Origin of the sequence: Citrobacter sp. RHB20-C16 (assembly GCF_013890155.1) — a bacterium.
Taxonomy (GTDB): Bacteria; Pseudomonadota; Gammaproteobacteria; order Enterobacterales; family Enterobacteriaceae; genus Citrobacter_A; species Citrobacter_A amalonaticus.
Genome location: NZ_CP057630.1, coordinates 3,264,886 through 3,288,825 on the forward strand (window position 1 = coordinate 3,264,886; position 23,940 = coordinate 3,288,825).

Genomic DNA, 23,940 nt, shown 5'->3' on the forward strand with positions numbered 1-23,940 from the left:
TGCACAGGCGGTGCTCACTCTGACTTCGCCGATAACGCCTGTCCAGTTGGACCTGATTTTCAACGAATTTTCTAAAAATTCTCTTTGAGCGTGTAGGCCGGATAAGCGTAGCGCCATCCGGCAGTCGTTCATCCAGCCCGCAAACTCAACGCAGTACCATCAGCAGTGCCAGCACCACTACGGCGCCAATGCTCATTGATGCGACATACCAGCGCAGATAACCGTTCTCGCTGAACAGCAGGCCTTTACCTGCAAAGCGGGAAAGGATAGCTGGCACGTTCATCAGGGCATTGAGCGGGTCGCGTTTAAGCAGCCAGGCGACGCCAAGGAACGGCTTAACGAACACTTTGTCGTACAGCCAGTCGAAGCCCCAGGCGTTATACCACCAGGTGCCCAGCAGACGACCCGGCGCACTGTTGGCAATCGAGGTCACCAGAGTACGTTTACCCAGCCACAACCATGCGGCAATCAGGATGCCCGCAATCGCTACCACGCCAGAAGTCATTTCCAGGGTCATCACGCGGCCATGCTCAAGTTCAGTTGTCTGTGGCAGTACACCCTGCAGCGGCGGCACAATCAGCGCGCCTACGAAGGTGGACAGGATCATCAGGACAATCAACGGCAGGTGGTGAGTAATCCCCTTCCCTGCATGAGCATGAATTTGTTCTTTACCGTGGAACACGATGAAAATCATACGGAAGGTATACAGGGAGGTCATGAACGCACCGACCAGTCCTGCCACCATCAGATTGATATGACCATTCGCCATCGCGCCTGCCAGAATCTCATCCTTACTGAAGAAGCCTGCGGTAATCAGCGGCAGCGCCGACAGCGCCGCACCGCCCACCAGGAAGCAGAGATAAACCAGCGGAATGGACTTACGCAGGCCACCCATCTTGAAGATGTTCTGTTCGTGATGGCAGGCCAGAATGACGGAACCGGACGCCAGGAACAGCAGCGCTTTAAAGAAGGCGTGCGTCATCAGGTGGAAAATCGCCGCATCCCATGCCTGAACGCCCAGCGCCAGGAACATGTAGCCGATCTGGCTCATGGTGGAATAAGCGAGTACGCGCTTGATGTCGGTTTGCACCAGTGCGGCAAAACCTGCCATCACCAGCGTCACCGCACCCACGATACCGACCAGATGCAGAACTTCCGGGGTCATCAGGAACAGGCCATGCGTACGGGCAATCAGGTAAACACCGGCGGTCACCATTGTTGCGGCGTGGATCAGCGCGGAGACAGGCGTCGGGCCCGCCATCGCGTCAGCCAGCCATGTCTGCAACGGCAACTGTGCCGATTTACCCACAGCACCACCCAGCAGCATTAGCGTCGCCCACGTCAACATATTGTTGCCTGCGGCGAAGTGTGCTGGCGCCAGTTCAACCATTTCACGGAAGTTCAGGGTACCCAGCTCGTTGTACAGAATGAACAGTGCGAACGCGAGGAACACGTCACCCACACGGGTCACGACGAACGCTTTCATCGCCGCAGCGCCATTCTTTGGATCGGTGTAATAGAAACCGATCAGCAGGTAAGAGCACAGGCCCACGCCTTCCCAGCCGAGGTACATCAACAGCAGGTTATCGGACAGCACCAGAACAACCATGCTGGCGATAAACAGGTTCGTGTAAGCGAAGAAGCGGGAGTAGCCCTCTTCACCGCGCATGTACCAGGAGGCGAACATGTGGATCAGGAAACCGACACCAGTGACAACCGACAGCATGGTCAGCGACAGGCCGTCCAGTACCAGGTTGAAACCAATGTTGAAATTACCGACAGACATCCACGTCCACAGCGGCTGGCTGAACGCCTGCTTGCCGTTGGCGAAGAAGTCCATCCCGACAAAGGCAGTGACCAGCGCCGCCAGACCAATGGAGCCTACGCCCACGGTTGCGGAGAGATTTTCTGACCAGCGTCCGCGAGAGAACGCCAGCAGGACAAAGCCAATCAATGGCAGAATGATGGTTAAGGCAAGCATGTTCATCCACGCATCTCACTTACTGAATCGATGTTCAGGTTCTGGCGACGGCGATGAAGTTGCAGCAACAGCGCAAGCCCTATACTCGCTTCGGCAGCCGCAAGGCTGATGGCGAGAATATACATCACCTGACCATCGGTCTGGCCCCAGTAGCTACCGGCAACCACAAAGGCCAGCGCGGAAGCGTTGATCATGATTTCCAGGCCAATCAGCATAAACAGCAGATTGCGGCGGATAACCAGACCGGTTAAACCCAGAACGAATAAAATCGCAGCGAGGATCAGTCCATGTTGTAAGGGGATCATGCGTGCTCCTCCGTTTTTCTTTTCGCGCTATCGTCTTTACGGTTGCTCAGCACTTCACCTGAACGCTCTTCGCGTCCAACGTGGAAGGCAACAACCAGACCTGCCAGCAGCAGCATGGATGCCAGTTCAACCGCCAGTACGTAAGGCCCGAACAGGGTAATACCTACCGCTTTCGCGCTGATTGGCGTACCGTCGATACCCTGATCGTTAACCCCCAGAATGGCGTAAACAATCACCACCAGCATGATAGCCGACAGAATTGCCGGGCCAATCCACACCTGCGGCTTCAGCCACTGACGTTCCTGTTCGATTTCAGAACCGCCCAGGTTGAGCATCATCACCACAAACACGAACAGCACCATAATGGCGCCCGCGTAAACGATGATTTCCAGCGCACCCGCGAAATAAGCGCCCAGCGAGAAGAACACCCCGGAAATCGCCAGCAGCGAAATAATCAGGTACAGCAGCGCGTGCACCGGATTGGTATGGGTGATCACCCGCAAGGTTGCGAGAATGGCGACCAGGCCACAGATATAAAAAGCGAACTCCATTGCCCCTCTCCTTACGGTAACAGGCTCTTGACGTCGATAGGCTTGGCTTCGTTCTCTGCTTCGCCCTTATCTTTGCCGTCGATTGCCATACCTGCCATCCGGTAGAAGTTATATTCCGGGTATTTGCCCGGACCGGAGATCAGCAGATCCTCTTTCTCGTAAACCAGATCCTGGCGCTTGTACTCACCCAGTTCGAAATCTGGCGTAAGCTGAATCGCGGTTGTTGGACAGGCTTCTTCGCACAGACCGCAGAAAATGCAGCGTGAGAAGTTAATGCGGAAAAACTCCGGATACCAGCGACCATCTTTGGTCTCTGCTTTTTGCAGAGAGATACAGCCTACCGGACACGCTACCGCACACAGGTTACAGGCAACGCAGCGCTCCTCACCGTCCGGGTCGCGCGTCAGAACAATGCGACCACGAAAACGGGGCGGTAGATAGACCGGCTCTTCCGGGTACATCTGCGTTTCGCGTTTGGCGAACGCATGCAGGCCGATCATCCAGATACTGCGTACCTGGGTGCCGAAGCCTACTAACAATTCTTTTAAGGTCATGGTCTTTGTGCCCCTTATTGCGCCTGCCAGAGAATGACAGCCGCCGTTACCAGCAAGTTGATGAGCGTCAGCGGCAGGCAGATTTTCCAGCCGAAGGACATTACCTGGTCATAACGAGGACGCGGTAACGACGCACGAATCAAAATGAACATCATCATGAAGAACGCGGTTTTAATCGCGAACCAGATGAATGGCGGTAAGAACGGGCCCTGCCAGCCACCGAAGAACAGGGTAACCATCAGCGCAGAAATGGTGACGATACCGATGTACTCGCCCACAAAGAACAGACCGAATTTCATCCCGGAGTATTCAATGTGGTAACCATCGGCCAGTTCCTGCTCGGCTTCCGGCTGGTCAAACGGATGACGGTGACACACCGCCACGCCCGCGATAGCGAAGGTGACAAAACCAAAGAACTGCGGAATAACGTTCCAGATATCAGCCTGGCTGTTGACGATGTCGGTCATGTTAAAGGAACCGGCCTGCGCCACCACGCCCATCAGGGAAAGCCCGAGGAACACTTCGTAGCTGAGCGTCTGCGCAGACGCACGCATCGCACCCAACAGCGAGTATTTGTTGTTGCTCGACCAACCGGCGAACAGCACCGCATACACCGCCAGACCCGCCATCATCAGGAAGAACAAGATCCCGATGTTCAGATCCGCGACCACCCAACCCGGACTCACCGGCACGATGGCAAACGCCAGCAGCAGCGAGGTAAAGGCGATCATTGGCGCAAGGGTAAAGATGACGCGATCCGAAAATTTCGGGATCCAGTCTTCTTTAAAGAACATCTTGATCATGTCCGCAACCAGCTGGAGCGAACCACCCCAGCCTACACGGTTCGGTCCGTAACGGTTCTGGAACAGACCCAGCAGACGACGTTCGCCAAAGCTCATGAATGCCCCGCAGGTGACCACCACCAGCAGAATCACCACCGCTTTGAGGATGGTCAGCAGGATTTCGATCAGATCCGGTGTAATCCAACTCATTGTTGTGCCTCCTGCAGATCCTCAAGACGCGCACCCGCCAGAACAGGGGCAATGCCCGGCATGCCCATCGGCAAGCCAACCTGCCCTGCCGTCAGCCCTTCGGCGATTTCAACCGGCAGCGTGACCGTATTGCCATCGTAGCTAAAGGAGACGCGGGTACCGGCATTCACTCCCAACTTCGCGGCATCGGCCGGGTTGAGTTTGATGTACGGTTGCGGCATGCGGCTCTGGAAGACCGGCGCACGCTGAGACAGTTCATCGCTACCAAACAGATGGTAGTACGGCGCGATACGCCACTGACCGTCCTGGGCCTGGAAGCTTGCAGGAACCGTCGTGAAGTAATCCAGACTGCCCTCCGAGGCTTCAATCAGACGCACACCCGGATCGCCATGGCGCAGTTTCCCGCCCACTTCATCCTGGAACTTGTTCCACGCCTGTGGAGAGTTCCAGCCCGGCGCCCAGGCAAATGGAATCTGTGAACGCGGCGCAGACGGCTGGTTGTTCCCTTCCATTGAGAAGGCAAACATCGTGTCTTTGTCCTGCGGCTGACGCGGTTCATGAACGCTGATGTTCGCGCGCATCGCCGTACGACCACTGTAACGGTGCGGCTCACGCGCCAGTTTTTGTCCACGAATGCGGAAGGTGGCATCCGGCGCAGCATCCTTAATACCGGCCAGTTCAGGCATCGCGGCGACGACCGCGTCGATCACGTGGTCAAGCTGCGTCCAGTCCACTTCGCGGTTCTGTACGGTGCTGTGCAGTGAATGCAACCAGCGCCAGCTTTCCAGCATGATGGTATTGCTGTCGTAGTACGCCGGATCGTAAACCTGGAAGAAACGCTGAGCACGGCCTTCGTTGTTGATGACCGTGCCGTCGCTTTCGGCAAAGCTGGCGGCGGAAAGCACCAGATGGGCGTTTTCCATGATCGCCGTACGCTGATGGTCAACCACCATCACCAGCGGCGCTTTTGCCAGCGCAGCATTCACGCGCGTTGCCGACGCATGACGATGCAGATCGTTTTCCAGCACGACCACCGCGTCAGCACGACCGGTTTCCAGTTCGGTCAGCGCATCGTCGAGCGAACCACCGCCCATAATGCCCAGACCCATACTGTTAACCGAACGGGTAATCATCGTGATGCCGACGTCCGCACCGCGACCTTTCAGCGCTTTCGCCACGTTGGCAGCCGCCTGAATCACTTCTGCGCTACCGGCGTTGGTACCGGAAATGATCAGCGGTTTTTTCGCCCCGGCCAGCGCCTGGACGATCACGTCGATTTTGTTTTGCAGGTCACTGCTGATGCCGTCAACGGCTGGCGCATTGTTGTCCAGCGCATGGGCAATCGCGAAGCCTAAACGCGCCTGATCTTCAACCGGCGCACGGTAGGTCCAGGCCGCGATATCATCCAGACGGGTGTTATCCACATTGGTCACGAACAGCGGGTGCTTCGCGCGTTGGCCGATGTTGAGGATCGCCGCAATCTGCCAGTCAGCCACTTTCTGGGCTGCCGCCATTTCGCGTGCCTTGCCTTTCACCGCCTGACGCACGGCCAGTGCAACGCGAGCGCCGGTCTGAGTGATGTCTTCGCCCAGCACCAGTACCGCATCGTAAGATTCAATATCACGCAGCGCAGGGGTATGCACACCGCCTTCACGCAGCACCTTCAGTGCCAGTTGCAGACGTTCCTGCTCGGATTGTGCAATCCCGGTATAGAAGTTTTCCGCCCCGACCAGTTCACGCAACGCGAAGTTGCTCTCAACGCTGGCGCGCGGTGAGCCGATGCCAATCACTTTCTTCGACTGACGCAGAATATCTGCCGCGCCCTGCATTGCCTGTTCGGCGTTGAGGGTGATCAGGTCATCGCCACGACGCTGTACTGGCTGACGCGGACGGTCTTTCAGGTTCACGTAACCATAGCCAAAACGACCGCGGTCGCAGAGGAAGTAGTGGTTAACGGTCCCGTTATAACGGTTTTCGATACGACGCAGTTCGCCGTAACGCTCACCCGGGCTGATGTTACAGCCGATGGAACATTGTTGGCAGATGCTCGGCGCAAACTGCATGTCCCATTTACGGTTATAGCGTTCGGAATGCGTTTTATCGGTGAATACGCCGGTCGGGCAGATTTCCACCAGGTTACCGGAGAATTCACTCTCCAGGGTACCGTCTTCCGGACGTCCGAAGTAGACGTTATCGTGCGCGCCATACACGCCCAGATCCTGACCGTCTGCATAATCTTTGTAGTAACGCACACAGCGATAACAGGCGATGCAGCGGTTCATTTCATGAGAGATGAACGGCCCCAGGTCCTGGTTGCGGTGAGTACGTTTGGTGAAACGATAGCGACGGAAACTGTGGCCGGTCATCACGGTCATATCCTGAAGGTGGCAGTTACCGCCCTCTTCACAGACCGGACAGTCGTGCGGGTGGTTGGTCATCAACCACTCCACCACGCTTTCGCGGAACTGTTTCGCTTCTTCGTCGTCAATCGAAATAAACGTGCCTTCGGTTGCCGGTGTCATACAAGACATCACCAGGCGACCACGCGTGTCTTCCGCGTTTTGGTATTGCTTCACCGCACACTGGCGGCAAGCACCAACGCTTCCCAGCGCCGGATGCCAGCAAAAGTACGGAATATCAAGGCCGAGAGACAGACAAGCTTCCAGCAGGTTGTCCGCTCCGTTGACCTCATATTCTTTGCCGTCTACATGAATCGTAGCCATAGTCAGCATGCTTCCAGTTGGCTTAGTCAGAGACTAAGCGTTAATCGAAATTCATATCGCGATACAGGCTCAGAGGCCTGTAATCACCAGCGCTCTTTCAGCAGGTTCGGCTGAATACCACCAATCGCGTGGGTATTGCTGAACGACTGCTTAATGCCAGCTTCGAATTCTTCGCGGAAATATTTAATGGCGCTCTGTAGCGGCTCAACCGCGCCCGGTGCGTGTGCACAGAAGGTTTTACCCGGGCCGAGGAAACGACACAGTTGCTCAAGTGTCTCGATATCCCCAGGCTGGCCTTCGCCACGCTCCAGCGCACGCAGAATTTTGACGCTCCACGGCAGGCCGTCACGACATGGCGTACACCATCCGCAGGATTCACGAGCAAAGAACTCTTCCAGGTTACGCACCAGAGGCACCATGCCTATCTCATGGTCAACTGCCATTGCCAGCGCGGTACCCAGACGGCTTCCGGCTTTACCAATGCTCTCAAATTCCATTGGCAGATCGAGGTGCGCTTCGGTCAGGAAGTCAGTTCCCGCGCCGCCAGGCTGCCAGGCTTTGAACTTCAGTCCATCGCGCATGCCGCCCGCGTAATCTTCGAGGATCTCACGTGCGGTGGTACCGAACGGCAATTCCCACAGTCCCGGATTCTTCACGCGACCCGAGAAGCCCATCAGCTTGGTGCCAGCATCTTTGCTCTTCGAAATGTTCTGGTACCACTCCACGCCGTTGGCGAGGATCGCCGGAACGTTACACAGCGTTTCCACGTTGTTGACGCAGGTCGGTTTACCCCATGCGCCGGAGGTCGCCGGGAACGGCGGCTTCGAACGCGGGTTAGCGCGACGGCCTTCAAGGGAGTTGATCAGCGCCGTTTCTTCACCGCAGATGTAGCGCCCTGCCCCGGTGTGAACAAACAGTTCGAAATCAAAACCGGTGCCCATGATGTTTTTGCCGAGCAGACCGGCTTCGGTCGCTTCCGCAATCGCACGGCGCAGATGCACGGCGGCTTCAATGTATTCACCGCGCAGGAAGATGTAGCCCCGGTACGCTTTTAGCGCAAACGCGGAGATCAGCATGCCTTCCACCAGCAGATGCGGCAGCTGTTCCATCAGCAAACGGTCTTTATAGGTGCCCGGCTCCATTTCATCCGCGTTACACAGCAGGTAGCGGATGTTCATGGATTCGTCTTTTGGCATCAGGCTCCACTTCAGACCGGTGGAAAAGCCTGCGCCGCCGCGCCCTTTCAGGCCAGCGTCTTTGACCTGGTTGACGATTTCGTCCGGGGACAGACCAGTCAGCGCCTTACGCGCACCTTCGTAGCCGTTCTTGCTACGGTATTCGTCCAGCCACACGGGCTGTTTATCATCACGCAGACGCCAGGTCAGCGGATGCGTTTCGGGAGTACGGATAATGTCTTTCATTTATACCGCTCCAGCAGTTCAGGAATGCCTTCCGGGGTCAGGTGAGCGTGAGTATCCTCATCGATCATCATGTTCGGCCCTTTGTCGCAGTTCCCAAGGCAACAGGTCGGCAGCAGCGTAAAGCGACCGTCGAAGGTCGTCTGCCCCGGCTTGATGTTGAGCTTTTTCTCCAGCGCAGCCTGAATCCCCTGGTAACCGTTGATATGGCACACCACGCTGTCGCAATAGCGGATCACGTGGCGACCCACCGGCTGGCGGAAGATCTGACTGTAAAACGTCGCAACACCTTCGACATCGCTTGCCGGGATCCCCAGCACATCGGCGATCGCGTGGATCGCACCGTCCGGCACCCAGCCACGCTGCTTCTGAACGATTTTCAGCGCTTCAATGGACGCCGCACGCGGGTCTTCGTAGTGGTGCTTCTCGTGCTCAATGGCTTCACGCTCTGCCGCACTCAGCTCAAAAGCCTCGGTTTGTGGTTGTTGATTCTCGTGCATAATTAGCGGTCCACATCTGACATAACAAAATCGATACTACCCAGATGGACGATCAGGTCGGACACCAGGCTGCCACGTACTGCCACCGGGATCTGCTGCAAATGCGCGTAGCTCGGGGTACGAATACGGGTACGATAACTCATGGTGCTGCCATCGCTGGTCAGGTAGTAACTGTTGATACCCTTAGTCGCTTCCACCATCTGGAAGGACTCATTCGCCGGCATAACCGGGCCCCACGACACTTGCAGGAAGTGGGTGATCAGGGTTTCGATATGTTGCAGCGTGCGCTCTTTCGGCGGCGGCGTCGTCAACGGGTGATCCGCTTTGAACGGGCCTTCCGGCATGTTGTTGAGGCACTGCTCAAGGATGCGCAGACTCTGGCGCAGCTCTTCCACTTTCAGCATTACGCGGGTGTAGCAGTCGGAAACCCCGCCGCCAACCGGCACTTCAAAGTCAAAGTTTTCGTAGCCAGAGTAAGGGCGCGCTTTACGCACGTCGAAATCAATACCGGTCGCACGCAGCGCCGCGCCGGTGCAGCCCCAGTCCAGCGCTTCTTTCTTACCGTAAGCGGCAACGCCCTGCGAACGCCCTTTCAGAATGGTGTTTTGCAGTGCGGCTTTCTCGTAAGACGCCAGACGCTTCGGCATCCAGTCGAGGAATTCACGCAGCAGTTTGTCCCAGCCGCGCGGCAGGTCATGCGCCACGCCGCCAATACGGAACCAGGCCGGGTGCATACGGTAGCCGGTGACCGCTTCTACGATGTCGTAGATTTTCTGACGGTCGGTAAAGGCAAAGAAGACCGGCGTCATGGCGCCGACGTCCTGGATAAACGTCGAGATATACAGCAGATGGCTGTTAATGCGGAACAGCTCGGAGAGCATCACGCGGATAACGTTAACGCGATCCGGTACGGTAATGCCCGCCAGTTTTTCCACTGCCAGCACGTACGGCATCTCGTTGACGCAGCCGCCGAGGTATTCGATACGGTCGGTATACGGAATGTAGCTATGCCAGGACTGACGTTCGCCCATCTTTTCAGCACCACGGTGGTGGTAACCGATGTCAGGCACACAGTCGACAATCTCTTCACCATCAAGCTGAAGAACAATACGGAATGCACCGTGTGAAGACGGGTGGTTCGGGCCGAGGTTGAGGAACATAAAGTCCTCGTTTTCGGTACCACGCTGCATGCCCCAGTCTTCCGGTTTGAAGGTCAGCGCTTCCATTTCCAGATCCTGCTTCGCTTTGGTCAGCTCAAACGGATCGAATTCGGTAGCACGCGCCGGGTAGTCTTTACGCAGCGGATGGCCTTTCCAGGTTGGCGGCATCAACAGACGCGTCAGGTGCGGGTGTCCGTCAAATTCAATACCAAACATGTCCCAGGTTTCACGCTCATACCAGTTAGCGTTCGGGAACAGTTTGGTGAAGGTCGGTACACGCAGGTCGTTTTCAGACAAGGCCACCTTGAGCATGATATCGCGATTGCGTTCAATGGAAATCAGGTGGTAGAAAACGGAAAAATCCGCGGCGGGTAACCCTTCGCGGTGTGTGCGCAGACGTTCGTCCATGCCGTGTAAGTCAAACAGCATGACGTAAGGTTTCGGCAACCTCTTTAAGAAATCGCCCACTTCCAGTAATTGTTCACGCTTGACCCAAACAACGGGTACCCCGGTGCGAGTCGCCTGAACGGTAAAGGCATCCGGCCCAAAACGGTTGCGCAGTTCGCCGATGACCGGGTCATCAAGGTGATCCCGGGTCTGCCATGCGGCTTCTTGCGCGGTTAAGTCGGTCATATTGTTCACCATTGCAAATGGTCCGTGGTGACTGTCGACAGAGCTTCGCGCGATTTATGTAGTGATAGGCGAAGTAAAATGCTGCTGCCGACAGGCGCAAATTAAATCTCGTCTGGTGTACGCAGATTCGTTACTGCAATGCGTTCGCCGCGTTTACGCTCGCGCTCTGACTGCATGTTGGCGCGATAAACGCCCTGATCGCCAACCACCCAGGAGAGCGGACGACGTTCTTTGCCAATGGAATCCTGCAACAGCATTAACGCCTGCATGTACGCTTCCGGACGCGGCGGGCAACCCGGGATGTAAACATCCACAGGGATAAACTTATCAACGCCCTGCACTACCGAATAAATATCGTACATACCGCCGGAGTTGGCACATGCGCCCATGGAAATGACCCATTTCGGCTCCAGCATCTGATCGTAAAGACGCTGAATGACCGGCGCCATTTTGGTAAAGCAGGTCCCCGCTACCACCATCAAGTCAGCCTGACGTGGTGAAGCACGCAGGACTTCCGCGCCAAAGCGCGCCACGTCATGTACGGCGGTGAACGAGGTCACCATCTCTACGTAGCAGCAGGAAAGGCCGAAGTTATAAGGCCAGATTGAGTTTTTGCGACCCCAGTTAACCATGTCATGCAGTTTGCCCATGAACACGTTCTTGTTAACTTCCTGTTCCAGGGGGTCGGTTACGATCTCCTGTTTTTGCAGGGGGTAACGGTCATTCTCACCGTTAGGATCTATGCGGGTGAGCGTATAATCCATCTTAATGCCTCGCGGTTAGCGTTGACGATTAGCGATACTGTTCGTTTCCGGGTTCATACGCTCGCGGCGTGAACGCGCGGGCGTCCAGTCCAGCGCGCCAATACGCACCAGATAAACCAGACCTGCCAGTAACACAAAAATAAAAATTGCAGCTTCCACAAAGCCTACCCAACCGCTTTCGCGGATAGAGGTCGACCATGCGAACAGATACAGCGCTTCAACGTCGAAGATAACGAAGAACATGGCTACCAGATAAAACTTGGCAGACAGGCGTAAGCGGGCGGTGCCGACCGAGTCGATACCTGATTCAAACGGGGTGTTTTTTGACCTCGCGCGTGCGCGACCGCCTAAAAACCAACCGCCGATAAGCATCAGGCAGCACAGGCCAATGGCAACAATAAGAAAGATAGCGAATGCCCAGTGATGAGCGATGACTTCAGTGGATGTTGACATACTCATTGCTTACTCATCAAAAGTAGCGCCAAATTCTCTGCTCTTTTCGGCAGATGAACGCCACATCGATTCATGGGGAGGAATAAAAAAAACCTTACAATCGCTGCAGAAAATGTTTTAGACAGCCAATTGATGGGGTTTTTTACTCCTTTCTATAACCTTTTGTCAACTTTAACAAAAGTTTCCTCACATTAATTTACATGATAACAACACCCTTAACATTTAATGCGCTTTAGCACCGTGTCGATCGATTCACAGGCTAAATGGGGATGTTGTTGAATCGTGTCCGTTGTGAAGTAAGTAGAAAAAAACGCGCCTATTTTGACAGGAATTGATCCAAAAGCCTTCCCCTAAAAGGGAGTATTTTCTTGATCTGTGACACGCTTTTGTTAATCCACCTCAAAAAACAGCAACAATTTCTCTCGTTTTTTAACATGAGAGGGTTGACCTGCGAATTTCGCTTCTTTTTTACGCATTTTTTAATCGCAACGTCTACTCGCTGATTTATGAGGATTTTTACCTTTTTCCTCCTGCCCGTTAAGGATATTAGTACAAAAAAAGAACCACTGGATGTTTTTTAATCTCCAGTGGCTCTTTTTTACACTTGCCCTTTTTAATGCTTTTTTTGTGACCCGTTACTCATAGTCTCCCTGGACCAGCACGGAATCATCTCCCCCTTCTGGGGTAATTGGGCTGTACTGCCACGGATTCTGCCAGGTATCCATCGCCTGATAGATAACCTGCGCCAGATCGTTCTTCGAGGCCGGGTCACGGCACAGCAGGTATTCGGTGTCCGGCAACGGCGGTAATCCGTCAACTGCCCCTAGCACGCGTAGATCCGGGCTCATCATTTCTACCGGACGCGCCGTCACGCCAAGACCAGCTTTCACCGCCGCGCGCACGGCCGGCAATGTCGACGCCACATAGGCCAGTCGCCAGGGGATGTTCGCCGCATTCAGGGTGGCAAGAACCACATCACGGAACGGACTGGGATCATCCAACAACACCAGCGGAACCGGTTCGCCCTTTTGCAGCACATACTCTGCGGCACAGTACCAGTGTGTCGGCGAGGTACGCAGCGTCAGGCTCTCAAACGGTCCGGGACGGTTAGTGGTGACGATCAGATCCACCTCTTGCGATTTCAGCATATCGAGCATGAAGGCATTTCGCTTCACTCTGACATCCAGCGCAAGCTTCGGATAAACCGAGCTAATGCGATTCAGGAGGAAAGGCAGTATCGTATCGGCGGATTCATCCGAAGCCCCGATAGTTAATACTCCCTGAAGATTGCTGAACATCAATGATGAGCAGGCCTCATCATTGAAACGTAGGATTTTTCTGGCGTAACCCAAAAGCTGAATGCCGTGTTCAGTCAACAGTTTGTTACGACCGTGACGAGCGAAGAGTTCTTTTCCCACGAGCTGTTCGAGGCGCTGCATCTGTTGGCTCACCGCAGACTGAGTACGACACACCGCTGCAGCTGCTGCTGCAAATGTGTTCAGATCGGCAACAGCAACAAATGTTCTCAGCAGATCGAGGTCGAGGTTAATTATCGGACGATTTGCATTTATCATAATTTTTCACTTACTGGCGGCTCATACTGAGCTTGTTAATGCTGTGCATACAAAATCAAGCAATTCCGTTTGTAATGCGCTTCCTTAGCAGAGTCACCCGCTGACAGCAGGTGAAAGTAAATAGGTATATCATGTGACTGGCGAAATGCTACCCTCTTTCTTACGTAATAATACCTTACGCGAACTCTCAGGTTATTTCGTTAAGAACGGGCTGACCTATTAAAGCCTATGTAGATTTCTGCCATTTTCTGGATGTAAAAAGTGTAAATGTAAAGAATGGAACCGGGCATACATCAACGAGAAATAAGCATACATGGCAGTAAGTTAGCCACAAAAACCCATTCGGGATATTAACAAATCATGCGGCCACATGTCATTTCATCATGCGTATCTTAACCTAAAACCTTTTTATTTATAAGCATTAATGCGAATAATCTGATGCAAAGTTTTGTTATGTTTCTCAAATCAACTCGCTATTATTCGCGCCTTGCGTAAAGCCTTTTTAATTATTAAATAATAATTAATGAGATTCCAGGTCATTCATAAATCCTGCTTAACATTAGATTTACACCGCCAGGGTTCCCGTACATCCCGATAACACGGGCAGTGATTAATCTTTCAGTATTTACGAATTATTAAATGACGTCAGAATTCTCCCCGAAATTTCACGGGCGCTGAACCTTTTTGTAAGCAAGAGAATCGGCCACCCTCGAACGTAAAAATCGCAATATCATGCTATAAAAATCGGAATAACCTATTTTTATCTCTATATATTACGCAAAAATCAGTCAATGACAGCACAATAGCACGTCACCATTCAGCAAAATCTTCTTCTGCAAAGCCTTCAAAACGCCCCGCTGGGGGAGTACATTGTTCCAAACTGACTTCCACGGCAGGAAGTGGTGATAACAGCATAAAGGTCAAGGTTCATGTCCCCCATTGAGAAATCCAGCAAATTAGATAACGTCTGTTATGACATCCGCGGTCCTGTTCTGAAGGAAGCGAAACGCCTTGAAGAAGAAGGCAATAAGGTTCTGAAACTGAACATTGGTAACCCCGCCCCTTTTGGCTTTGACGCCCCCGATGAAATTCTGGTGGATGTCATCCGTAATCTGCCTACTGCACAAGGTTATTCCGATTCCAAAGGCCTCTATTCCGCGCGTAAAGCCATCATGCAGCACTATCAGGCGCGTGGCATGCGTGACGTCACCGTCGAAGATATCTACATCGGTAATGGCGTTTCAGAACTGATCGTGCAGGCGATGCAGGCATTACTGAACAGTGGGGACGAAATGCTGGTGCCCGCGCCGGATTATCCGCTGTGGACGGCGGCGGTCGCGCTTTCCGGCGGCAATGCGGTGCATTACCTGTGCGATGAATCATCCGACTGGTTCCCGGACCTTGATGACATCCGCGCCAAAATCACGCCGCGTACCCGTGGGATCGTCATCATTAACCCGAACAACCCGACCGGCGCGGTTTATTCCAAAGAGCTGTTGATGGAGATCGTCGAGATCGCGCGGCAGAATGATCTCATTATTTTTGCCGATGAGATCTACGATAAGATCCTGTATGACGACGCCGAGCACCATTCCATCGCCGCGATGGCACCGGATCTACTGACCGTGACCTTTAACGGCCTGTCCAAAACCTATCGCGTGGCCGGTTTCCGTCAGGGCTGGATGGTTCTCAACGGGCCGAAGAAGCATGCGAAAGGTTATATCGAAGGGCTGGAAATGCTGGCATCGATGCGTCTTTGCGCCAACGTGCCGGCACAGCATGCCATTCAGACGGCGCTGGGCGGTTACCAGAGTATCAGTGAATTCATCATGCCCGGCGGTCGTCTGTATGAGCAGCGCAATCGCGCCTGGGAATTGATCAACGATATTCCGGGCGTCTCCTGCGTGAAGCCGCGCGGTGCGCTGTATATGTTCCCGAAAATTGACGCGAAGCGCTTCAATATTCATGACGACCAGAAAATGGTGCTCGATTTTCTGTTACAGGAAAAAGTCCTGCTGGTTCAGGGGACGGCATTTAACTGGCCGTGGCCGGATCACGTGCGCATCGTCACCCTGCCCCGCATCGACGACATAGAGATGTCGCTGAGCAAATTTGCACGTTTCTTGTCGGGATATCACCAGCTTTAATCCAAAATGCGTTGCAGGACAAAACACCCAGGGTGTTTTGTCCTGCAACGTGAAGTATGACGAGCATTTGCATCCGGCGGCCTTCTCTGCGCACAATGACCTCCAGGTTGTCATCATGAAAAGGTCACTATGAAGCAGAGCCATTTTTTTGCCCACCTCTCCCGCCTCAAACTCATTAACCGTTGGCCTTTAATGCGCAATGTGCGCACAGAAAACGTCTCTGAGCACAGTCTCCAGGTCGCGATGGTGGCCCACGCGCTGGCGGCGATCAAAAACCGTAAGTTTGCCGGTCAGGTTAATGCCGAACGCATTGCGCTGTTGGCGATGTATCACGATGCGTCAGAAGTGCTGACCGGGGATCTGCCCACGCCGGTAAAATATTTCAATTCGCAAATCGCCCAGGAATATAAGGCTATTGAGAAAATCGCTCAGCAGAAACTGGTCGATATGGTGCCCGATGAGCTGCGGGATATTTTTGCCCCGCTGATTGATGAGCATGCATATAGCGAAGATGAAAAGTCGATTGTGAAACAGGCCGATGCGCTGTGTGCGTATCTGAAGTGTCTGGAAGAGTTGTCGGCAGGGAATAATGAATTCCTGCTGGCAAAGACGCGACTGGAAAAAACGCTGGAGTCACGCCGCAGCCCAGAGATGGATTACTTTATGGAAGTCTTCGTCCCCAGTTTTCACCTGTCTCTCGATGAAATTAGCCAGGACTCTCCGCTGTAACGGTTTGCCGGATGCGTGTCAGCACCATCCGGCAATGCGATACAACATTAAAACGGAAACAACATCGGGATCATCACCACGCATACCGCCATAACGATAATGGTGAACGGTACGCCCAACTTAATAAAATCGCTAAAGCTGTAATTCCCTGGTCCTAACACCAGCGTGTTGACCGGTGATGAAACCGGCGTCATAAAGGCCGCCGAGGCCGCCATCGCGATCACCATCGCAAAGGGATAGGGAGAAACGCCCATCGACTTCGCCGCCGCCAACGCAATCGGCGCCATTAATACCGCCGTCGCGGTATTCGAGATAAACAGACCAATGGTCGCGCACAGCGCAAACAGACAGCCCAGCATCATGTACGGGCCATAACCGCCGCCCACGTCCATCAATCCTTTCACGACCAGATCCACACCACCGGTTTTTTGCAGCGCCAGCGCAAAAGGCATCATGCCGACAATCAAAATGATGCTGGGCCAGTGAATGGCTTTGTAGGCGCTTTCGGCATCAATACAGCGAAATTTTCCCATCAACAGACAGGCAATAATCGCCGCGATGGGATTAGGAATTTCGTCAGTCAGCATCAGCGCAACCATCAGCACCAGACAGAAAATCGCGTGCGGGGCCTGGCTGTGCGCCGGGGAAGCCTCGCTTACCTCTTCTGGCAGATTAAGCGCGACAAAATCTCGCCCCTGCTTTGCCAGCATCCCGATCAGTTTCCAGTTACCGACGACCAGGATGATATCGCCCATCAGCAGCGGCTCATCGGCAAGCGAACCTTCGATCGCCACGCCGTCACGTTTCAGGCCAACCACATTCAGCCCATAACGGGTACGAAAACCGATTTCCCGCACCGACTTGCCAATCAACTCCGATTCCGGGATCAGCGAGATTTCCGCCATTCCCACATCCAGCGCCTGGTCAGAGAAATACTCCCCACGCAGCACCATTGGCTCCAGCAATTGCTCGCTACAAAATTCACGGAGATCGACATCGGCGGCGGACATATCAATCAGTAACACGTCACGGGCGCGAAACTCCGATACCCCATTCACGTTTACGATCACCCGCCGAAAACGCCGCCAGCGTTCGACGCCGATCACGTTGGCGCCATAGCGCTCACGCAGTTTAAGATCGTCGAGGCGCTGACCGATCATCGGTGACCCCGGACGAATCGCCAGTCGACGCGCGCGCCCTGTCAGGCGATATTCTTTGATCAGATCGCGAAAGGTGCGACGTTTCCAGCTATCTCGCTGCTGTTGTGGATTGTCGCCTTTGAGCATAAAGCGCATCAGCAGCATATAGATAATGCCCAGCACCAGCACGACGAGGCCGATAGGCGTGACGCTGAAGAAGCTGAAACCGGCATAGCCTTCACGCAACAATTCACTGTTAACGACCAGGTTTGGCGGGGTGGCCACCAGCGTCATCATGCCGCTGATAAGCCCGGCGAAACTGAGCGGCATCATCAGGCGCGACGGCGACGTTTGCATACGCATCGAGACGCTGAGTACCACGGGAATAAAGATAGCAACGACGCCGGTTGAACTCATAAACGCGCCCAGTCCGGCAACGGTCAGCATCAGCAGGACCAGCATTTTGATTTCGCTACTGCCTGCCATTTTCACCAGCCAGGTGCCCATGACGGTCGCCACGCCGGTGCGTACCAGCCCGTCACCGATGATAAACAGCGCGGCAATCAACACCACATTAGGGTCGCTGAATCCCGAAAAGGCCTCAGTAAGGGTCAGTGTGCCACTGAGAACAAAGGCTACGATGACAAACAGAGCTACCGCGTCCATACGCACTCTGCCCGTCGCAAACAAAATCACAGCAATCGCCAACAGCGAGAGAACCCAGATCAATTCACCGTTCACAACCTATCCTTGTCAGATGAGAAGATGGAATGATTCTGCCATAAAAAAGCCCCGACAAGCCGGGGCTAAATCATGATCAGGTATTTCTTAATACAACCACATCACCATTCGGTTGTTTGGTCACCGAAAGCTGCTCCAGGCTGGTCAGGGTGAAATCGACCTCATCCAGACGCGGCGTATCCGCCGGGGCATTTACTGCGATAACATGGCAGCCTGCGGCGAGTCCCGAGAGCACGCCCGCAGGGGCATCCTCCACCACCGCACATTCGTGCGGCGCTAAACCAAGCAGTTGCGCGCCGAGCAGATAAGCATCCGGCTCCGGCTTACCACGTTTGACCCGCTCAGCGGTCACGAAAACCTCCGGGGCTGGCAGGTTGGCCACCTGATGACGTGCGCGCGCAACCGGCATCGACCCTGATGTTACAATTGCCCACGGGATCCCGGCCTTGTTCAGATGGTTAAGCAGCGCAACCGCACCTGGCAGCGCGGTGATGCCCGCCGTTTCTGTCGCTTCTATTTGCTCCAGACGCGTAAACTCCGCAGCGATTTCCGCCTCAGGTTTGCCCACCATGAAATGGCGCAAAGAGGTTATCGCCTGCTTGCCATGAACAAAACTTAACACTTCGTCATGAGTCAGCCCAAAACGATCGGCCCAGTTACACCATGCACGTTCCACAGCAGGTAACGAGTCAACCAGCGTTCCATCCAGGTCAAACAGAAAGCCCTTGCATTGCACGTTCACCTCCTCAGGCATTGATGATTTGGTTGATTTCGTTGGCGCTCAAATGATACTGACGCGGGCAGGCATGCCACGCGCTTAACATCCGCTGGTATTTTTCCCACATTGGGGTCTGCGCGTTGAAACCGTGCGTGCCGGCATCAAAATGGGTGTAACGTCCTTCCACATTCACCATAAAGCGAACATAACCGAGATAGCGCGCTTCCGTTGCGGCATCAAAGCCCAGGAAGGTTACCCGACGTTCATCAATACTTTGCGCATCTTTCAGGTTGGCCCAGGAGACATGCAGAGCGTGATACATCTCCATGATGTCGATAACCGTACGACAGGTTTCCTCTTTCAGCTCGCCAAATTCCCGATCCAGTTCGCGCATTTGCAAACCGTAACCGCGTTCAATGATCGTCTGCAGACGACGATAACGCTCGGCGTTAGTCGGATCGAGCATAGTCATCATTTTGTATTGATTAGACAAAATAAGACGTTGAGCGTTGGTCATTTCCATTTGGGACTCCTGTATCACTCTACAACGGTGAAAAAAAAGAAGGCATTAATATGCCTTCTTTTATATGCGTAATCAGGGGGCAATTACAAATCATCAAGGAAAGTTTTATCCAGTTGTTTGAAGGCACGCTTAAGCGTGTCAGCTAACGCCTGGTAATCCGGCTTCCCTTCAACCGGGGAGAGCGCTTGCCCCGCCTCCTGTAATTTGCCTCTGACTTCATAGAACCAGTTCAGGATCGAGGGCGGCAGCGGCGTGACGGAACGCTTCCCTAACCACCATAGCCCCTGCATCGGCAGGCTGAGCGCGAACAACGCGGTGGCGACGGCAGGCCCTAACTGGCCGCCCAGTGCTATCTGCCAGCACAGGGTAAAGATAGCGATCGGCGGCATAAAGCGAATAGCGTAACGTGTCATCCGAATCACGCGGTTCTCAACAAAGACGGGGGCAAGGCGCTTTTCCATTGGCCACGTCTTTGAGTAATGTTGCCCCCGACGAAAAAGGCTAAAAAAATTTACGGAGCGATGATCCGGCGTCGACATGGCTTACCTCAACTTCACATATAAAATTTCAAATATTTGTGCAAAACAACAACTATACGGGACAACGTTCAAAACATTTTGTCATTGATACCCACTATCGGGTATCCTGTAGCGGCCTGTAAAAGGCCTGTAGTCCAAAATCATTGAGTCGTCAAATTTACATATAGTATGCCATTGGCTGAAAAATACGCAAAATGGCATAGACTCAAAGGTATTTCTTCCATCATGCCAAAAAAGACAACTGGCATGATGTTAATCATAAATGTCAGCGTCACACTGCGCTACGCTCTATGGCTCCCTGACGTTTTTTTAGCCACGTATCAATAATAGGTACTTCCATGTCGAGTAAGTTAGTACTGGTTCTGAACTGCGGTAGCTCCTCACTGAAATTTGCAATCATCGATGCAGTTAACGGTGAAGAGTACCTTTCTGGTTTAGCCGAATGTTTCCATCTCCCTGAAGCACGTATCAAATGGAAAATGGACGGCGGTAAACAAGAAGCGGCTTTAGGTGCAGGCGCCGCTCACAGTGAAGCGCTGAACTTTATCGTTAATACTATTCTGGCACAAAAACCAGAACTGTCTGCGCAGTTGACTGCAATCGGTCACCGTATCGTACACGGCGGCGAGAAGTATACCAGCTCCGTGGTTATCGATGACTCTGTTATTCAGGGCATCAAAGATTCTGCCTCTTTCGCACCGCTGCATAACCCGGCTCACCTGATCGGGATTGCAGAAGCACTGAAATCCTTCCCGCAGTTGAAAGACAAAAACGTGGCTGTGTTTGACACCGCGTTCCATCAGACCATGCCGGAAGAGTCTTACCTCTATGCCCTGCCGTACAGCCTGTACAAAGAACACGGCGTTCGTCGTTATGGCGCGCACGGTACCAGCCACTTCTTCGTTACCCAGGAAGCGGCAAAAATGCTGAACAAACCGGTAGAAGAGCTGAACATCATCACGTGCCACCTGGGCAACGGGGGTTCTGTTTCTGCTATCCGCAATGGTAAATGTGTTGATACCTCTATGGGCCTGACCCCGCTGGAAGGTCTGGTGATGGGTACCCGCTCTGGTGACATCGACCCGGCAATCATTTTCCACCTGCACGACACGCTGGGCATGAGCGTTGATCAGATCAACAAGATGCTGACCAAAGAATCCGGCCTGCTGGGTCTGACCGAAGTGACCAGCGACTGCCGTTATGTTGAAGACAACTACACCACCAAAGAAGACGCGAAACGTGCAATGGACGTTTACTGCCACCGTCTGGCGAAGTACATCGGTTCCTACACGGCGCTGATGGACGGTCGTCTGGACGCCGTTGTCTTCACCGGCGGTATCGGTGAGAACGCGGCCATGGTTCGCGAGCTGTCCTTGGGTAAACTGGGCGTGCTGGGCTTTGAAGTTGATCATGAACGTAACCTGGCTGCCCGTTTCGGCAAATCTGGTTTCATCAACAAAGAAGGTACCCGTCCTGCGGTGGTGATCCCAACCAACGAAGAACTGGTTATCGCGCAAGACGCGAGCCGTCTGACTGCCTGATATCACACCGCCAGCTAAGCTGGCGGTGCTGTTTTGTAACCCGCCCAACGGGCGGTAACGAAAGAGGATAAACCGTGTCCCGTATTATTATGCTGATCCCTACCGGAACCAGCGTCGGCCTGACCAGCGTCAGCCTCGGCGTCATCCGCGCTATGGAACGCAAAGGCGTTCGTCTGAGTGTCTTTAAGCCCATCGCCCAGCCACGCGCCGGTGGCGATGCGCCAGACCAGACCACCGCTATCGTTCGTGCAAACTCTTCTGTCACCGCGGCTGAACCGCTGAAGATGAGCCACGTAGAGTCTCTGCTGTCCAGCAATCAGAAAGATGTGCTGATGGAAGAGATCATCGCAAACTACCATGCGAACACCAAAGACGCAGAAGTGGTACTGGTTGAAGGCCTGGTCCCAACCCGTAAACACCAGTTCGCGCAGTCTCTGAACTACGAAATCGCTAAAACGCTGAACGCGGAAATCGTCTTCGTCATGTCTCAGGGCACCGATACGCCGGAACAGTTGAACGAGCGTATTGAACTGACTCGCAGCAGCTTCGGCGGCGCAAAAAACACCAACATCACCGGCGTTATCGTGAACAAACTGAACGCTCCGGTTGATGAACAAGGTCGTACCCGTCCGGATCTGTCTGAGATTTTCGACGACTCTTCCAAAGCGCAGGTCGTAAAAGTCGATCCGGCACAGCTCACCGCGAGCAGCCCACTGCCGGTTCTCGGCGCAGTGCCGTGGAGCTTTGAGCTGATCGCGACCCGTGCGATCGACATGGCGCGCCACCTGAATGCCACCATCGTCAACGAAGGCGACATCAATACGCGTCGCGTGAAGTCTGTCACTTTCTGTGCGCGTAGCATTCCGCACATGCTGGAACACTTCCGCGCCGGTTCCCTGCTGGTCACCTCCGCTGACCGTCCGGACGTGCTGGTTGCCGCATGTCTGGCCGCGATGAATGGCGTTGAAATCGGCGCCCTGCTGCTGACCGGTGGCTACGAAATGGATGCGCGCATCTCTAAACTGTGTGAACGCGCTTTCGCTACCGGCCTGCCGGTATTCATGGTGAACACCAACACCTGGCAAACTTCTCTGAGCCTGCAGAGCTTCAACCTGGAAGTGCCGGTTGACGATCACGCACGCATCGAGAAAGTTCAGGAATACGTGGCGAACTACATCAACGCTGACTGGATCGAGTCCCTGACCGCGACCTCTGAGCGTAGCCGTCGTCTGTCTCCTCCAGCCTTCCGCTATCAGCTGACCGAACTGGCGCGTAAAGCCGGTAAACGCGTTGTGCTGCCAGAAGGCGACGAACCGCGTACCGTGAAAGCGGCAGCCATCTGTGCTGAACGTGGTATCGCAACCTGCGTACTGCTGGGTAACCCGGAAGAGATCAACCGCGTTGCGGCCTCTCAGGGCGTTGAGCTCGGCGCTGGCATCGAAATCGTGGATCCGGAAGTGGTTCGCGAAAGCTATGTCGCGCGTCTGGTTGAACTGCGTAAGAGCAAAGGCATGACCGAAACCGTTGCCCGCGAACAGCTGGAAGACAACGTGGTTCTCGGTACGCTGATGCTGGAACAAGACGAAGTTGACGGTCTGGTATCAGGCGCTGTTCACACCACGGCTAACACCATTCGTCCGCCGCTGCAGCTTATCAAAACTGCGCCAGGCAGTTCACTGGTTTCCTCCGTCTTCTTCATGCTGCTGCCAGAACAGGTTTACGTTTACGGCGACTGCGCGATCAACCCGGATCCGACCGCTGAACAGCTGGCTGAAATCGCTATCCAGTCTGCTGACTCTGCCATTGCCTTTGGTATCGAACCGCGCGTCGCAATGCTCTCCTACTCCACCGGCACCTCTGGTGCGGGTAGCGACGTTGAGAAAGTGCGTGAAGCAACTCGTCTTGCACAGGAAAAACGTCCTGACCTGATGATCGACGGTCCGCTGCAGTACGATGCCGCCGTGATGGCTGACGTGGCAAAATCCAAAGCGCCGAACTCTCCGGTTGCGGGTCGCGCTACCGTGTTCATCTTCCCGGATCTGAACACCGGTAACACCACTTACAAAGCGGTACAGCGTTCTGCCGACCTGATCTCCATCGGGCCGATGCTGCAGGGTATGCGCAAGCCGGTGAACGACCTGTCCCGTGGCGCGCTGGTTGACGATATCGTCTACACCATCGCTCTGACCGCGATTCAGTCTTCACAACAGCAGTAAGTTGTCTCCGCTGGGTCCAGACGGGCCCGGTCAAAAGCC

At 54.2% G+C, this 23,940-nt stretch carries 20 protein-coding genes; 4 read left to right on the plus strand and 16 right to left on the minus strand.

What is annotated here, in order from left to right:
* Positions 1–145: 145 nt before the first annotated feature.
* From nuoL to lrhA, 12 genes are all read right to left on the minus strand, one after another.
* A complete protein-coding gene (nuoL, locus tag HVX64_RS15660; protein WP_043000020.1) occupies positions 146–1,987 on the minus strand; it encodes an NADH-quinone oxidoreductase subunit L in 1,842 nt (613 codons plus the stop codon).
* Positions 1,984–2,286, minus strand: coding sequence for an NADH-quinone oxidoreductase subunit NuoK (gene nuoK / locus HVX64_RS15665; protein ID WP_000612644.1), 303 nt, complete (start codon positions 2,284–2,286; stop codon positions 1,984–1,986). The genes nuoL and nuoK overlap by 4 nt, the downstream gene beginning before the upstream one ends.
* Entirely contained in the window at positions 2,283–2,837 is a 555-nt protein-coding gene (gene nuoJ, locus HVX64_RS15670) for an NADH-quinone oxidoreductase subunit J (protein WP_043000019.1), read from the minus strand. The genes nuoK and nuoJ overlap by 4 nt, the downstream gene beginning before the upstream one ends.
* A gap of 11 nt (positions 2,838–2,848) precedes the next feature.
* On the minus strand, positions 2,849–3,391 hold the full coding sequence (gene nuoI / locus HVX64_RS15675) for an NADH-quinone oxidoreductase subunit NuoI (RefSeq protein ID WP_005129470.1): 543 nt from the start codon (positions 3,389–3,391) through the stop codon (positions 2,849–2,851).
* Between the two features lie 14 nt (positions 3,392–3,405).
* Positions 3,406–4,383 carry an NADH-quinone oxidoreductase subunit NuoH gene (gene nuoH / locus HVX64_RS15680; protein ID WP_043000018.1) on the minus strand — a complete coding sequence of 326 codons (978 nt, stop codon included), beginning with the start codon at positions 4,381–4,383 and terminating at the stop codon, positions 3,406–3,408.
* Positions 4,380–7,106, minus strand: coding sequence for an NADH-quinone oxidoreductase subunit NuoG (gene nuoG, locus HVX64_RS15685; protein WP_044258732.1), 2,727 nt, complete (start codon positions 7,104–7,106; stop codon positions 4,380–4,382). Before nuoG ends, nuoH begins: the two co-directional genes overlap by 4 nt.
* 83 nt (positions 7,107–7,189) lie before the next feature.
* The gene (gene nuoF / locus HVX64_RS15690) at positions 7,190–8,527 is read right to left on the minus strand and encodes an NADH-quinone oxidoreductase subunit NuoF (protein ID WP_042317808.1); all 1,338 of its coding nucleotides are present in this window, start codon (positions 8,525–8,527) and stop codon (positions 7,190–7,192) included.
* Entirely contained in the window at positions 8,524–9,024 is a 501-nt protein-coding gene (gene nuoE, locus HVX64_RS15695; RefSeq protein WP_042317807.1) for an NADH-quinone oxidoreductase subunit NuoE, read from the minus strand. The genes nuoF and nuoE overlap by 4 nt, the downstream gene beginning before the upstream one ends.
* Positions 9,025–9,026: 2 nt before the next feature.
* Complete coding sequence (gene nuoC / locus HVX64_RS15700; RefSeq protein WP_080343264.1) at positions 9,027–10,829, minus strand: NADH-quinone oxidoreductase subunit C/D; 1,803 nt, start codon at positions 10,827–10,829, stop codon at positions 9,027–9,029.
* Positions 10,830–10,918: 89 nt separating this feature from the next.
* Complete coding sequence (nuoB, locus tag HVX64_RS15705; protein ID WP_003028075.1) at positions 10,919–11,581, minus strand: NADH-quinone oxidoreductase subunit NuoB; 663 nt, start codon at positions 11,579–11,581, stop codon at positions 10,919–10,921.
* Positions 11,582–11,596: 15 nt separating this feature from the next.
* Positions 11,597–12,040, minus strand: a complete 444-nt coding sequence (nuoA, locus tag HVX64_RS15710; RefSeq protein ID WP_042317806.1) for an NADH-quinone oxidoreductase subunit NuoA — start codon at positions 12,038–12,040, stop codon at positions 11,597–11,599.
* Positions 12,041–12,669: 629 nt separating this feature from the next.
* Positions 12,670–13,608 (minus strand): transcriptional regulator LrhA, encoded by a 939-nt coding sequence (gene lrhA / locus HVX64_RS15715; protein ID WP_043000017.1) that lies wholly within the window; start codon positions 13,606–13,608, stop codon positions 12,670–12,672.
* Between the two features lie 929 nt (positions 13,609–14,537).
* On the opposite strand from lrhA, the gene alaA reads away from it, so the two are divergent.
* Entirely contained in the window at positions 14,538–15,755 is a 1,218-nt protein-coding gene (gene alaA, locus HVX64_RS15720; RefSeq protein ID WP_043000016.1) for an alanine transaminase AlaA, read from the plus strand.
* A gap of 129 nt (positions 15,756–15,884) precedes the next feature.
* Positions 15,885–16,484: a 5'-deoxynucleotidase gene (yfbR, locus tag HVX64_RS15725; RefSeq protein ID WP_043000015.1), complete on the plus strand. Its 600-nt coding sequence runs from the start codon at positions 15,885–15,887 to the stop codon at positions 16,482–16,484.
* A gap of 47 nt (positions 16,485–16,531) precedes the next feature.
* On the opposite strand, the gene HVX64_RS15730 is transcribed toward yfbR, so the two are convergent.
* From HVX64_RS15730 to yfbV, 4 genes are all read right to left on the minus strand, one after another.
* A complete protein-coding gene (locus HVX64_RS15730) occupies positions 16,532–18,364 on the minus strand; it encodes an SLC13 family permease (protein ID WP_043000014.1) in 1,833 nt (610 codons plus the stop codon).
* Between the two features lie 76 nt (positions 18,365–18,440).
* A complete protein-coding gene (locus tag HVX64_RS15735) occupies positions 18,441–19,118 on the minus strand; it encodes a sugar phosphatase (protein WP_044326791.1) in 678 nt (225 codons plus the stop codon).
* A complete protein-coding gene (locus HVX64_RS15740) occupies positions 19,111–19,605 on the minus strand; it encodes a YfbU family protein (protein ID WP_042290698.1) in 495 nt (164 codons plus the stop codon). The genes HVX64_RS15735 and HVX64_RS15740 overlap by 8 nt, the downstream gene beginning before the upstream one ends.
* Before the next feature lie 83 nt (positions 19,606–19,688).
* Entirely contained in the window at positions 19,689–20,144 is a 456-nt protein-coding gene (gene yfbV / locus HVX64_RS15745) for a terminus macrodomain insulation protein YfbV (protein WP_042317796.1), read from the minus strand.
* A 338-nt stretch (positions 20,145–20,482) separates the two neighbouring features.
* Between yfbV and ackA the strand changes: the two genes are divergently transcribed.
* Positions 20,483–21,685, plus strand: a complete 1,203-nt coding sequence (gene ackA / locus HVX64_RS15750; RefSeq protein WP_042317795.1) for an acetate kinase — start codon at positions 20,483–20,485, stop codon at positions 21,683–21,685.
* Between the two features lie 74 nt (positions 21,686–21,759).
* On the plus strand, positions 21,760–23,901 hold the full coding sequence (gene pta, locus HVX64_RS15755; RefSeq protein ID WP_043000012.1) for a phosphate acetyltransferase: 2,142 nt from the start codon (positions 21,760–21,762) through the stop codon (positions 23,899–23,901).
* Positions 23,902–23,940 lie beyond the last annotated feature (39 nt).

What these genes read in the sequence shown, in the direction of transcription:
- nuoL (WP_043000020.1), bottom strand. Translation starts at nt 1,987, where the DNA reads ATGAACATGCTTGCCTTAACCATCATTCTGCCATTGATTGGCTTTGTC.
- nuoK (WP_000612644.1), bottom strand. Translation starts at nt 2,286, where the DNA reads ATGATCCCCTTACAACATGGACTGATCCTCGCTGCGATTTTATTCGTT.
- nuoJ (WP_043000019.1), bottom strand. Translation starts at nt 2,837, where the DNA reads ATGGAGTTCGCTTTTTATATCTGTGGCCTGGTCGCCATTCTCGCAACC.
- nuoI (WP_005129470.1), bottom strand. Translation starts at nt 3,391, where the DNA reads ATGACCTTAAAAGAATTGTTAGTAGGCTTCGGCACCCAGGTACGCAGT.
- nuoH (WP_043000018.1), bottom strand. Translation starts at nt 4,383, where the DNA reads ATGAGTTGGATTACACCGGATCTGATCGAAATCCTGCTGACCATCCTC.
- nuoG (WP_044258732.1), bottom strand. Translation starts at nt 7,106, where the DNA reads ATGGCTACGATTCATGTAGACGGCAAAGAATATGAGGTCAACGGAGCG.
- nuoF (WP_042317808.1), bottom strand. Translation starts at nt 8,527, where the DNA reads ATGAAAGACATTATCCGTACTCCCGAAACGCATCCGCTGACCTGGCGT.
- nuoE (WP_042317807.1), bottom strand. Translation starts at nt 9,024, where the DNA reads ATGCACGAGAATCAACAACCACAAACCGAGGCTTTTGAGCTGAGTGCG.
- nuoC (WP_080343264.1), bottom strand. Translation starts at nt 10,829, where the DNA reads ATGGTGAACAATATGACCGACTTAACCGCGCAAGAAGCCGCATGGCAG.
- nuoB (WP_003028075.1), bottom strand. Translation starts at nt 11,581, where the DNA reads ATGGATTATACGCTCACCCGCATAGATCCTAACGGTGAGAATGACCGT.
- nuoA (WP_042317806.1), bottom strand. Translation starts at nt 12,040, where the DNA reads ATGAGTATGTCAACATCCACTGAAGTCATCGCTCATCACTGGGCATTC.
- lrhA (WP_043000017.1), bottom strand. Translation starts at nt 13,608, where the DNA reads ATGATAAATGCAAATCGTCCGATAATTAACCTCGACCTCGATCTGCTG.
- alaA (WP_043000016.1), top strand. Translation starts at nt 14,538, where the DNA reads ATGTCCCCCATTGAGAAATCCAGCAAATTAGATAACGTCTGTTATGAC.
- yfbR (WP_043000015.1), top strand. Translation starts at nt 15,885, where the DNA reads ATGAAGCAGAGCCATTTTTTTGCCCACCTCTCCCGCCTCAAACTCATT.
- HVX64_RS15735 (WP_044326791.1), bottom strand. Translation starts at nt 19,118, where the DNA reads ATGCCTGAGGAGGTGAACGTGCAATGCAAGGGCTTTCTGTTTGACCTG.
- HVX64_RS15740 (WP_042290698.1), bottom strand. Translation starts at nt 19,605, where the DNA reads ATGGAAATGACCAACGCTCAACGTCTTATTTTGTCTAATCAATACAAA.
- yfbV (WP_042317796.1), bottom strand. Translation starts at nt 20,144, where the DNA reads ATGTCGACGCCGGATCATCGCTCCGTAAATTTTTTTAGCCTTTTTCGT.
- ackA (WP_042317795.1), top strand. Translation starts at nt 20,483, where the DNA reads ATGTCGAGTAAGTTAGTACTGGTTCTGAACTGCGGTAGCTCCTCACTG.